This window comes from Sporosarcina sp. P33 (genome assembly GCF_002077155.1).
Lineage (GTDB): Bacteria > Bacillota > Bacilli > Bacillales_A > Planococcaceae > Sporosarcina.
Genome location: NZ_CP015027.1, coordinates 1947604 through 1959548, shown reverse-complemented (window position 1 = coordinate 1959548; position 11945 = coordinate 1947604). Strand labels below are relative to the sequence as shown.

At 46.2% G+C, this 11945-nt stretch carries 10 protein-coding genes and 1 tRNA gene; 1 reads left to right on the top strand and 10 read right to left on the bottom strand.

The window, feature by feature from the left end; translation table 11 throughout:
- Nucleotides 1-19 precede the first annotated feature (19 nt).
- The 8 genes from SporoP33_RS09790 to SporoP33_RS09755 form a co-directional block, all read right to left on the bottom strand.
- Nucleotides 20-661, bottom strand: a complete 642-nt coding sequence (locus tag SporoP33_RS09790; RefSeq protein WP_081243537.1) for a peroxiredoxin family protein — start codon at nucleotides 659-661, stop codon at nucleotides 20-22.
- Between the two features lie 250 nt (nucleotides 662-911).
- Nucleotides 912-1838: a cysteine synthase A gene (gene cysK, locus SporoP33_RS09785; RefSeq protein ID WP_081243536.1), complete on the bottom strand. Its 927-nt coding sequence runs from the start codon at nucleotides 1836-1838 to the stop codon at nucleotides 912-914.
- Nucleotides 1839-2127: 289 nt separating this feature from the next.
- The gene (gene hslO / locus SporoP33_RS09780; protein WP_081243535.1) at nucleotides 2128-3006 is read right to left on the bottom strand and encodes an Hsp33 family molecular chaperone HslO; all 879 of its coding nucleotides are present in this window, start codon (nucleotides 3004-3006) and stop codon (nucleotides 2128-2130) included.
- A 12-nt stretch (nucleotides 3007-3018) separates the two neighbouring features.
- Complete coding sequence (locus SporoP33_RS09775; RefSeq protein ID WP_081243534.1) at nucleotides 3019-3783, bottom strand: type III pantothenate kinase; 765 nt, start codon at nucleotides 3781-3783, stop codon at nucleotides 3019-3021.
- Between the two features lie 133 nt (nucleotides 3784-3916).
- Nucleotides 3917-5956: an ATP-dependent zinc metalloprotease FtsH gene (gene ftsH, locus SporoP33_RS09770; protein ID WP_081243533.1), complete on the bottom strand. Its 2040-nt coding sequence runs from the start codon at nucleotides 5954-5956 to the stop codon at nucleotides 3917-3919.
- Nucleotides 5957-6098: 142 nt separating this feature from the next.
- Nucleotides 6099-6641, bottom strand: coding sequence for a hypoxanthine phosphoribosyltransferase (gene hpt, locus SporoP33_RS09765; protein ID WP_081243532.1), 543 nt, complete (start codon nucleotides 6639-6641; stop codon nucleotides 6099-6101).
- 19 nt (nucleotides 6642-6660) lie between these two features.
- Complete coding sequence (gene tilS, locus SporoP33_RS09760; protein ID WP_081243531.1) at nucleotides 6661-8070, bottom strand: tRNA lysidine(34) synthetase TilS; 1410 nt, start codon at nucleotides 8068-8070, stop codon at nucleotides 6661-6663.
- A gap of 34 nt (nucleotides 8071-8104) precedes the next feature.
- Entirely contained in the window at nucleotides 8105-10504 is a 2400-nt protein-coding gene (locus tag SporoP33_RS09755; protein WP_081243530.1) for a SpoIIE family protein phosphatase, read from the bottom strand.
- Nucleotides 10505-10712: 208 nt separating this feature from the next.
- On the opposite strand from SporoP33_RS09755, the gene SporoP33_RS09750 reads away from it, so the two are divergent.
- Nucleotides 10713-10786, top strand: a tRNA-Met gene (locus SporoP33_RS09750).
- A 197-nt stretch (nucleotides 10787-10983) separates the two neighbouring features.
- Here SporoP33_RS09750 and SporoP33_RS09745 read toward each other — a convergent pair.
- Both SporoP33_RS09745 and SporoP33_RS09740 read right to left on the bottom strand, forming a co-directional pair.
- A complete protein-coding gene (locus SporoP33_RS09745; RefSeq protein ID WP_081243529.1) occupies nucleotides 10984-11406 on the bottom strand; it encodes a S1 domain-containing RNA-binding protein in 423 nt (140 codons plus the stop codon).
- A gap of 121 nt (nucleotides 11407-11527) precedes the next feature.
- Nucleotides 11528-11941 carry an FtsB family cell division protein gene (locus SporoP33_RS09740; RefSeq protein WP_081243528.1) on the bottom strand — a complete coding sequence of 138 codons (414 nt, stop codon included), beginning with the start codon at nucleotides 11939-11941 and terminating at the stop codon, nucleotides 11528-11530.
- Nucleotides 11942-11945: the final 4 nt, after the last annotated feature.

The following is an 11945-nucleotide window of genomic DNA, read 5'->3' as shown; positions in this document are numbered from 1 at the left end:
CCCCCTGCGTCTCTAGTGTTCATTCTGCATTGCTTTCTTCTATGAGCTGTTTAATCATTTTATCATCCAGCGGAAGCGTCAATTTATCTGATATAACTCCCTCTTTATTAATGATATAAGTTGTCGGATAAACTTTAATCTGATAGGTTTTCATGACTTCACTGTCTTTATCCAATAAAATCGGAAACGATAACCCATACTCTTTTACGAATTCCTTCGCGCTCTTTTCTTTGTTTTTTTCAGTTTTCGTCATGTTGACCGCCAGTATTTCCATGTCATCAGACTCTTTATGATCTGTATAGTAGGTTTCCATATGCGGCATTTCTGAGCGGCACGGCGGACACCACGATGCCCAGAAGTTCAACATAACGGATTTGCCCCGATAATCGGACAGTTTGACAGTATCACCCGCAAGCGTTGTCAGTTCAAAGTCCGGTGCAATGTCTCCTTTTGCCAGTCCAGGCTTCTCGGTTTCCGAAGAGACCTGCCAATCTTCTGGCAGCCGTTCCACTTCATCCTTCGGCATGTCTTCCATCATCGCACTTTCATATCCGGGAATGCCTTTCGTTTCTTTCTTAATTTCTTTATTAATAATAATTATGACCGTAACCATGGTGATTACGATTAACGCTGAAATGACTATGCTCCACTTCTTTTTCACAGTGAGCCTCCTCCACCCTATGTATCACGATTGTGTTCCGATTTAATTATACAGAATTCAGCCCGCTGATAAAAGCTACAAGATTACAACTGCACAGCAACCAAGTTAAAAAGAAACTGCCGCCTGAAGTCACGCGCGACTTCAGGCGGCAGTTTCTTAATAAGGCACAAATTAGTGACTTCCTTGCACTTACAGCTATTTTTGCGGCTGAGTGCAAGAAAACGTCTCTTTTCGGTTGGCTCAGACAGTCTTACTCCTCGTCAAACTGATAAAGGGGCGTACTCAAGTAACGCTCACCGTTGGACGGCAGAATCGCCACTACTGTTTTTCCTTTACCGAGCTTTTTCGCGGTCTGCAATGCAGCTGAGATGGCCGCGCCCGAAGATACACCGCCAAGAATTCCTTCTTCTCGGGCTGCACGGCGCGCAAAGGTATACGCATCTTCATTAGAAACCTTAATAATTTCATCGTAAATTTCAGTGTTCAGCACTTTCGGCACAAAACCCGCACCGATCCCTTGAATTTTATGCGGTCCAGGCTTGTCGCCTGACAGAATAGCTGAATCTTCGGGCTCCACAGCTATTATATGGATTCCAGGGAAACGCTCTTTCAAGACTTCCCCTGCTCCTGTAATCGTACCGCCGGTGCCAATTCCCGCAATGAATGCATCTACCTGATCCAGCGCATCGGCGATCTCAGGTCCTGTGGTCAAACGGTGAATTTCAGGATTGGACTCATTATTGAACTGCTGCGGCAGGAACCAGCCGTTTTCTTCAGCCAGCTGTTCAGCTTTGGAAATCGCACCTTTCATTCCTTCAGCACCCGGAGTCAATACTAGTTCTGCTCCGTATGCGCGAAGTAAATTACGGCGTTCCAGACTCATAGTGTCGGGCATTACGAGCACCGACTTATAGCCTTTTGCCGCTGCTACCATCGCCAGTCCGATTCCCGTGTTGCCGCTCGTCGGTTCGATGATTGTGCTGCCTTCTTTCAAGTGACCGTCTTTCTCCGCCGCTTCAATCATTGCCAATGCGATACGGTCTTTGACGCTTGAACCCGGATTGAAAAATTCTAATTTCAGATAGACGTCTGCATCTTCCGGACCTGTTAACCGATTTAACTTTACTAATGGCGTGTTACCCACTAAATCAATAACTGAATTTCCCACTCTGCTCATTTGTCATCCGCTCCTAATACCTAGTATTTTAATATGTTTTATTTACTTTATTTTACTACCTCCTATTTCTCTTGTCAATCAAATAATTCAGAAGGTTATATTTATCGGCACGCCAGCTGCGGGCTTCTCATAGACTGCCAAATATAGATTCATATGCATCTGACACCCGAACGATGCCATAACGATTTCTTTCAATCGGAATTGGCAGCGCTTACTTCGCCGCGCACTGGTTGGAATGATGAATACACCCGCTGCCGCAACACGCTTTTTGGCAGCGGGTGTATCTTTTTTATAGTTCTGAGAGAAACTCTCGAAGCTCCTGCTCGGAATATTGATACGTCTCGAGGCAGAAGTGACACTGTGCTTCCGCTCCATGATCTTCGTCAATCATGGCTTGAATTTCTTCGCGACCAAGCCCTTTAATCGCTTCTGCAAACCGTTCTTTAGAGCACTCGCATTCGAACTTCACATCCGTTTTATCGAGGAACTCTATGTTGTCCTGCCCTAACACTTCTGCGAGAATTCCTTCAGGCGTCAGTCCCTGATCCACCATTGTGGAAATTGGCGTCATGTTCGCCAGCTTTTCCTCCAAAAGCGCAATCGTTTCTTCCGTGGCACCCGGCATTACTGACAGAATGAATCCGCCAGAAGCTTTCACTGTATTGTCCGGGTCAACCAGCACACCCAACGCAACCGCGGACGGCACTTGTTCAGATACTGCCAAATACTGAGTAAAGTCTTCTGCAATTTCCCCGGAAATAATCGGCACCTGTCCTGTGAAGTAATCCTTCAGTCCAAGATCCTTCACTATGGACAGCGTCCCTTCAGTTCCGACTGCACCGCGCACGTCAAGCTTTCCTTGTTCATTTAAAGGAAGGTGCGTTTGCGGATTTGTCGCATAGCCGCGAACCTCTCCTTTTGCATTGGCATCGACGATGATTGGACCAATCGGACCATTCCCCTGTACCTTTACCGTGATGCTGTCTTCACCTTTGAGCATGGCACCCATCATAACCGCGGCTGAAATAGTACGCCCAAGAGCAGCAGTTGCTGTCGGCCACATTTGGTGACGGCGCTGCACTTCTCCCGCCGTTTCGGTAGAACGCACGGCATATGCACGTATTTGGCCGTCAAACGCTAACGCTTTTACTAAATAATCTGTCGTCATTTCATTCACTCCTTACAAATTTCTTTCATAGATCAGATGTAATCCCTTCAGGGTCAGGAAGTTGTCGACGACATCGATCACTTTTGTTTCCGATGCAATCAATTCTGCCATCCCGCCTGTCGCGATAACTGTAGGTTCCACTTCGCAGTCTTCTTTTATACGGTTAACGATACCTTCTACCTGTCCGACGTATCCGAAGACGATACCCGACTGCATAGCAGCTACCGTGTTTTTTCCCACTACAGATTCAGGGCGGTCCAGTTGCACACGCGGAAGTTTGGACGCACGGTCAAACAGCGCTTCCATGGAAATCTTAATCCCCGGCGCGATAGAACCACCCATATATTCTCCGCGTTCATTGACATAACAATACGTCGTAGCGGTTCCGAAATCCACTATGATCAATGGACTGCCGTATTCGCGGATCGCCGCTACTGCATTGACAATTCGGTCCGCACCGACTTCACGCGGGTTCTCATATTTAATGTTTAATCCGGTTTTCAATCCCGGCCCTACGACCAGCGGCTTCTGATTGAAGTACTTTTTACACATTTGCTCCAGCGGAAACATGACAGGCGGCACCACGGAGGAAATAATAATACCTGTAATGTCTGTAAATGAAATCCCCACATGCTGGAACATCGCTTTGACTTGCATCGCATATTCATCTTCCGTCTTGTGACGGTAAGTTTCCATTCGCCAGTGGTATTTCAGTTGATCTCCTTCATATACACCCAGCACGATATTGGTATTCCCTGTATCCAATACTAATAACATAGTCGTTTTCCTCTCTTGCTCTGACTTTTCCCGTACATCATATCATAATTCTGCACGATTATACTGTGGTTGTGCACTGATGTCCATTCATAGAAAACAGCCGACTGTTAAGTACAGTCGGCTGCAGGCTCGCTTAGTCTCTGCGTTCTTCATCAATCGGCGGAAGCGTTTTGTCAGTGGCTCCACCTTCACGCGGCAAGTCTCCTGTAGACGGATCACTCGGTGCACCCGTTACGTCCGGAGTTGCACCCGGCTTTGTATCCGGCGTTTCAACAGTTGCAGTATCCGCAGTGGATGGCGCTGCATTCTTATCGTCATTGCCGTTACCGTTTTCGTAAGGTCTATCCGGTAAGACACCGTGATTTTTCAGGTGATTGATTTGTTCCGCATCCAGCGTTTCGACTTCTAATAAAGTCGTTGCAATCAGATTAAGCAATTCTCGGTTTTCAGTCAAAATCTTTCTTGTACGTTCATATTGTTCTTTAATAATTTTCTGCATTTCAGAGTCAATCTCGTATGCAATTGCTTCAGAATAGTTCTGGTCTGAGTTGAAATCACGTCCAAGGAATACCTGATTCCCTTGCGTCTGTCCGAACTGCATCGGGCCGATCTTATCGCTCATTCCGTATTCTGTTACCATCGAACGCGCAATGCCAGTAGCGCGCTGGAAGTCATTATGTGCCCCGGTTGATACTTCACCAAGCACAATCTCCTCTGATACACGTCCGCCTAAAAGACACGCAATTTTATCGAGCAATTCAGGTTTTGTCATAAAGTAACGGTCCTCTTTTGGAAGCATGACAGCATAACCGCCGGCCTGCCCGCGGGGAACAATAGTCACTTTATGGACGATTTCTGCATCATCGAGCATTAAGCCCACAACCACGTGACCCGCTTCGTGGAATGCAACGATGTTTCGTTCTTTTTGCGAAATGACACGATTGGTTTTCGCAGGTCCCGCGATTACGCGATCCGTTGCTTCATCAATATCGGACATATCAATTTTAGCTTTATTTCTTCTTGCCGCCACAAGAGCTGCTTCGTTCAACAAGTTCTCAAGATCCGCACCAGAGAATCCCGGAGTGCGTTGAGCAAGAGCTTTCATATCGACTGTATCGTCAAGCGGCTTGTTGCGCGCGTGAACCTTCAACACCGCTTCTCTTCCTTTTACGTCTGGACGGCCAACCGTGATTTGACGGTCGAAACGCCCCGGACGAAGAAGTGCAGGGTCCAAAATATCCGGACGGTTTGTTGCAGCAACGATAATGATCCCTTCGTTTCCTTCAAACCCATCCATTTCAACCAGCAATTGGTTCAATGTTTGCTCACGCTCATCGTGACCGCCGCCTAAGCCGGCTCCACGCTGACGTCCAACTGCATCAATTTCATCAATAAAGATAATACATGGTGAATTCTTCTTGGCGTTCTCAAATAAATCACGCACTCGGGAAGCACCGACACCTACGAACATCTCCACGAAATCAGAACCTGAAATCGAGAAGAACGGCACTCCTGATTCACCTGCGACCGCACGCGCAAGTAATGTCTTACCTGTACCAGGCGGTCCTACGAGCAAGATCCCTTTAGGAATTCTCGCGCCTAACTCCACAAATTTGCTGGCATCTTTCAAGAAATCCACGACTTCTTCAAGCTCAGCTTTTTCTTCATCTGCACCAGCAACATCATTGAAACGTACTTTCTTCCGATCATCGGATTGCAGTTTCGCTTTACTTTTCCCGAAGTTCATCACTTTGCCGCCACCGCCGCCTTGTGATTGGTTCAGTAAGAAGAAGAAAAGGATAATAATAATAATGAATGGTACAAGGCCTGTAAAGAACGATACCCATGCGCTAGTTTCTTTCGGCGGCAGGATTTCAATCTCAGTTTTAGTCGTTTTAACAACTTCACCAATACTGTCCATATCATTTGTAGGAATGTTCGTTACGAAAGTTTCTCCCTTTTCGTAGCCGGCCATTTCACCTTTTACTTCATACACGAGCTGTAACGGCTGAAAAGTTGCATTTTCGACTTTTCCCTGTTCCAGCGCCGTGACGAATTCGTCATACCGAATCGGTTTCATCTTCGGATTTGGATTGTTAAGCGAACTGAAAATCCCCATGATCGCGAGGAAAATCAATCCATATAAAAGAAAGTATCGAAGTATTCGATTCATCCCAAGCCTCCTCATCTCATTCAACACAAAACTAAACAGAAAACTATTGTAAATTTTAACATAAAGCAAGAGATCTCTACAATGAAAATGCCTTAAGGAAAAAGGCTTTTCGCCGGTTTGATAAACGGCCCGTCAAAAAATGTTAAAAAGAATAAATCTCTTTTTTCAACACACCGATATACGGCAGGTTTCGATACTTTTCTGCGTAATCCAGTCCATAACCAACCACAAATGCGTCCGGTACGTCAAAGCCTACATAGTCTGCTTTCAAATCCACTTTGCGTCCAGTCGGCTTATCAAGCAATGTAACAATTTTAATGGAGTTGGCCTTTCTGTATTTAAACAGCTCCACTAAGTAATTCAACGTTTTTCCGCTGTCAATAATATCTTCAATAATCAGCACATCGCGTCCTTCTATACTGGTGTTCAAATCTTTTACAATCTTGACTTCACCTGAAGAAACTGTTGCATTGCCATAGCTCGAAACATCCATAAAATCTAATTCAATATACGTATCGATGCGCTTAATAAGGTCACTCATGAATGGAAGTGCCCCTTTTAATACGCCAACCGCCAAAGGAAACTTATCGCGGTACTCTTCTGTTAGTGTAGCTCCCAGCTCAAGAACTTTTTCCTGAAGCTGCTCTTCCGTTATTAAAACTTGCTCGATATCTTGCGTGATCATCGGCCCGTCCTCCTCCATATTATCTGCTTTCGCCTTCTCGCGTAATCCATATGTATGAATCGCCTTCCAGTTGGCTGCATGAAAACATTTCACCATACCGCACACCAGGCACAGCACATACGGTACCACCCGCTGTTGTAATGACCGGCTGTTGATTCCTTTGCATGATACCCACTTTTTCATCAATAAATAACCGATTCACACGTTTCGGCTGAGACATGCCCTTAAGCTGAAGTCTGTCACCCGCAGCCGGCAGCCGCACGGTCAGCGGCAGTTCGGAATCGGGTAATTGAAAATACCTAATTTCATCTGAAGGTAAAAAGTGTCCGGTTGCATGTGCATTGGCGTGATGCCAGTAAAAATGAATAGATCCCCACGTATGCCAAATACCTTTTTCAAGTACTTTTGGATGAAGAGACGCTGTATCTATATCCTTTTTTGTAACTAGCAGTTTATCATATTCCCTGACAAACCGATAGCCATATGCCAAATCAATTGTAACATTCCCGGCCGAGTTCTCGATATGCTGTAACAGTTCTTCCACCAATGCAGAACGGCGTTCAGCGTTCACTGCCATCCGGTCAGTAAGACAGTTTAATAGTAGTTGAATCACGCGCTTTTGTAAAGCGTGGGGAATAGTAAGAAATGCCTCCCGCTGAAATGAGGGAAGCTGTTCATCAGTATACGTGACTATCGATTGCCAATGTTGCCCGGCAAGTTCATTCAGAAACCTTTCATCCGCCTGGCGCTGCTCCGTCTGGCGGACCGTATTGACCGCAACGGACGGGTTTTCGTCAGACAGTACGGGCACGACGCGATGACGGAGACGATTGCGTAAATAGTCATCCCGTTCATTGCTCGGATCTTCCCTGAATGGCAGCCTGTAATGTGACGCATACTCGTACAGCTCGCTCTTTTCCAATGGAAGGAAGGGACGGACCACTTCGCCCGAATGAAATTCACGCCGTATCGGCATACCGTTTACTGACTGTCCTTTACTTAACTGAATCAGCACCGTCTCCAATTGATCGTCCGCGTGATGCGCAGTGGCAAGGACGGTGAACTGGTCCCGTGACATCGTCTGTTCAAAACATGCATAACGCTGCTGCCTGCAAAGCTGCTGCATATTGCCGCCCTGATTCTTCAGCAGAGCGGGAATCGGCACTTGTTCAGAGTAAAAAGGCAGCCCGAATTCCTCGCACAGCCGCTCCACCACAAACGCATCTTCAGCTGACTCGGCCCCGCGCAGCATATGATCTACGTGGATGGCACCTACTTCAATAGCCAGCAATTGCCGATGCGCTGCAAGAAAGTGAAGCAGTGCAATGGAATCCACACCGCCCGAACAGGCAACCAATACACGAGAGCCGGGAGGAATCAGCGTTTGCTTTTCAATGAACTTCAATACCTTTTGCTGCAAACTCTTCATGACCCATCTCCCCCTCTCTCTATTCTATCATTCTTTAGCTAGAAATGATTCGGGGTTGCTTATTGGCTTTTGACCAACTTGGCACGATATGGCCGACCTTCATCACGAGTATTGTACGGTCATCTTCCACCGATTCAAATACGCGCTCCATTTCCATCATCACCTGGTCGGCAATCGTACGGCAATCCATCTCTTTAAAACGTTCTATCGTCTGATTCATTACGTCTTCCTGGATATCAAGCGGAATATCTCCATTAAATATACCATCGGTCATCATTACCACGATATCACCGGATTTCAGCTTTTCATTTTTTGCTTCTATTGAGAATGAAGGCAAGAAACCAAACGGCACTGTCTTACTGTCCAGCCGTATGCACTCATCGCTTCTCTTTATATACGTACTCATCGAACCTGCCTTCCATGACCACAGCCGGCCTTCCTGCAAATCGATCAATGCCAGATCAAGCGTGGCATACATATCATCCAATCCATTCAGCGCCATCATATAATGCAATGTATGAATCGCTGTTTCAGGATCCATTTTCTGTCCCAGACACTCTCGCATCAGCCGGATCACTTTACGGCTTTCATGGTACGCATTGATGTCTGAACCCATTCCGTCAGATAACAGAACTGCGGACAGTCCGTCGTGAATCTTAAATAATTCATAGGCATCCCCGCCGTGGAATGAACCTTTGCCCGCTGTTGTGACAATATCGTAATCCAACGAAAAACGGACGGCTGAGCTGAATGTCAGCTGCACATGCGGAAACGGAAACGGCTGATAGCTTGATTTTGAAATATACATCGGTTCATCATACATCTGCTCTAATATAGGCAATAATAAATACTCGCCAACCGTCGTTTCTGCTTCAAAGTCCGCCTTTTTCTCGGGCACAGAAATAACAATCCGGCAGGCCCCGCGTTCCTCCGACAGAATATCTATTTGGAAAAACTCTATCGCCTGTGCATGCAGGCGGTTCGCCAGCTCTTCTTCCGCCAGCTTGTACGTTGTCAGATCTTCTTTCACTTCACGCATTACTTTCTCAATATGCGTGCTCATATCGCGCAACTGCAATGCCAGCATCTTACGGCCGTGCTGCAGCTGCCCCATTAATAACTTATTAGCCCCTCGCTCCTCTAATTCATTAAGCAATCCTTTAAAACGCAGACATTTATACTTCATTTTTTGCTCAACACGCACCCGCGCCGCTTTTTTCGTGGCGGAATAAGTGGTTTCCCATTCATCAATCAGCGGTTCCATGCCATCCTCTTCACTTTCCCAGCACTTCCGGTAACGGAAACATGACTGGCAAATGGACGGTATTTGACTCGTTGCGGTCATCTCATCTTCCGGAGACAAGCGGTCGTTGACGAGCGTTGACATAAAATGAGCGAACTGCTGAAATTCCTCAAGCTGTCCATCCAGCTTATCCGCTAGCCATTGTTGACGCTTCTCTGATATACCTTCCTGTTTCGGCAGGAATATTTGCCGTATTTGGCTTAATTTCCGTGACGGAATCAGCACAAACAGCAAGGCCGCCGCGCCAACGGTTGAAAAGTGAACGGTATCGAGCGGCAGCGTGGCATCATATAGAAGGAAAAATAGCGAAACAAATAAGCTGCCCGTCACAATACCGATTTTTCCAAACCGCTTCAGCGAGCCTGCGAGCAGTCCGGTCATACCATAAAGCGCCATCATGCCGGTGAATGAAAGTTCGGACACTCCTATAATTAATGCGATAATCATCCCGACTGTCGTGGCAAACGGAACACCCCCCACTACAGCGGCTACATATATCGCAAGAAACAGAAAGACCCCGGCTACCGATACTGTGCCAATCTGAAAACCGCCCATACCTGTTGCTGCCAGCGCTCCGACGATACACATGGCACTGATTTGTTCGGGATTCCACGGACCGTACAGCAAACGTTCTATAGAAGGAAAGGCCAGTAACATAAAAATTGTCATGAATAAAGCTAACAGCGCTTCCAGTCCAATCGACAGCTGAACCGCCAGCGGCATCATTCCGTCACTGTATTTAATGAGCTGCCAAGTCAGCTGAGGAATAATCATCGCTCCTGCCACAGCGATCGGAATGGATCTCTTCACCTTAGGGATCTTAATGATTGCGTGGAACAACAGCAATTGGGCCAGATGGATGACTGCTTGTCCGATCCCGAGAAACGCACTGCCGGCCATTCCTCCTATGAACACGAAAATCATATGCTTGCGATAGCGCATACTCGCCAAGGCCCAGATCGGCAAGAAGAACGGCACTGCCATATCGAATACTACTGCCTGAGACAGAAAGAATGATCCCACTAAGAAAAGAAGAGCCGTCATCAAGTAGACTTTCCGGTTCATCAGCTCTTGCCATGATGCTCTGAACATCTGTACAAATGGTCGCTCCATATTATCTATCATCTTCATTTCCCATACCCCCTATGTTCTCTTACCTAAAACTATACATGCCATCTGCGAGAAATTTTGTCTGTTTGTGGCGGGGTATTCACAAAACATTTCGACGTTATCCGTATGTTTTTTCTTTTTGCAAAAGACCTGTTGACACTTTATCAATTGCCTAGTATGATTAGAGACGTTGCGTTTGAAATACACGTTTTTAACGCACAAATGTCTTGGCGGCGTAGCTCAGCTGGCTAGAGCGTGCGGTTCATACCCGCAAGGTCGTGGGTTCGACCCCCTCCGCCGCTATTATAGAAACACGAAAAACCTCTTGCTTAGGCAGGAGGTTTTTATCATGCAATAAAAATTCATGGGAAGTGCTTCGGCACCGGCCCGCGGCAGATCCGCCGCTGCACCTTTTACGCAAAAAAACGTATGCTCCATGTTGCGGAACATACGTAAAGGATGTCATCTAATTTTAGTTCACAGTTGAAACAGACAGCAAGTTATCCTCTTCTGGCTCCACGGCCGCCACGTTTGGACTCTGTCGCTCTCTTTAAGGTAGTTAGACGTTCTTCGCTGTCCTTCATGAATTTCGCCATTTTCTGCTCGAAATTCTCTGGTCGTTCAAAGCTCGGTTTGCTGCCTTGGCGAGGTCTCTGTGGACGTTGCGGACGCTGTGGACGTTCTGACTCAGGCTTCGCCTTACGGATGGAAAGACCGATTTTACCGTCAGATCCCACATTCATTACTTTCACTTCAACCATATCGCCGACTTTTAAATGATCGTTTATATCTTTGACATAATTGTCAGCTACTTCACTAATATGGACTAATCCTGTGGACCCGTTCGGCAATTCAACAAATGCCCCAAAATTTGTGATCCCGGTTACTTTACCCTCTAACTTGCTGCCTACTTCAATTGACATAAAAAAAATGCTCCTCCTTAAGTTTTAAGCGGCTCGTAAGCCTATCAACCATATTGGCAGTGCCTGTATTTTACAGGCTCCTACTTATATTATAGCCAACAAAAAAAGAGTGTCAACATGACTACTCTTTTCTCATCTCTTTTTCTGACTCTTTTTTCTTATCAGGAATGGAAAAAATGATCTCATCGGACTCAGAAAGAAAGTATTCTTTCCGTGCAAGTTTGGCAATGTATTCATCGTCATCCAAGCGGATCAGCTGTGTATTCAATTGTTCCTGCTGGGCTTTCAAATCTTCCAGCGTCGCCTCTGCCTGCGCTTTTTCCTTCAGTTTAGCTGCAAGGATTTCTTTCTGTCCTGCATTCATGTTGAATAAACTTCCAGCCACCACACAAACGATGACAAAAAAGACGGCCAAACGATTACGAAGGCGTTTTTTTTGTGCTTTTTTATAATTTTCTTTTTTTTGCATAGAGCGCACATATTCTGTATCGATTGATGTGACATTCTTAGTTGAGGGCTTCTGTGGTTCTTTCATGGCG

What these genes read in the sequence shown, in the direction of transcription:
- ftsH (WP_081243533.1), bottom strand. Translation starts at nt 5,956, where the DNA reads ATGAATCGAATACTTCGATACTTTCTTTTATATGGATTGATTTTCCTC.
- SporoP33_RS09755 (WP_081243530.1), bottom strand. Translation starts at nt 10,504, where the DNA reads ATGAAGATGATAGATAATATGGAGCGACCATTTGTACAGATGTTCAGA.
- hslO (WP_081243535.1), bottom strand. Translation starts at nt 3,006, where the DNA reads ATGACGACAGATTATTTAGTAAAAGCGTTAGCGTTTGACGGCCAAATA.
- cysK (WP_081243536.1), bottom strand. Translation starts at nt 1,838, where the DNA reads ATGAGCAGAGTGGGAAATTCAGTTATTGATTTAGTGGGTAACACGCCA.
- SporoP33_RS09775 (WP_081243534.1), bottom strand. Translation starts at nt 3,783, where the DNA reads ATGTTATTAGTATTGGATACAGGGAATACCAATATCGTGCTGGGTGTA.
- hpt (WP_081243532.1), bottom strand. Translation starts at nt 6,641, where the DNA reads ATGATCACGCAAGATATCGAGCAAGTTTTAATAACGGAAGAGCAGCTT.
- SporoP33_RS09745 (WP_081243529.1), bottom strand. Translation starts at nt 11,406, where the DNA reads ATGTCAATTGAAGTAGGCAGCAAGTTAGAGGGTAAAGTAACCGGGATC.
- SporoP33_RS09740 (WP_081243528.1), bottom strand. Translation starts at nt 11,941, where the DNA reads ATGAAAGAACCACAGAAGCCCTCAACTAAGAATGTCACATCAATCGAT.
- tilS (WP_081243531.1), bottom strand. Translation starts at nt 8,070, where the DNA reads ATGAAGAGTTTGCAGCAAAAGGTATTGAAGTTCATTGAAAAGCAAACG.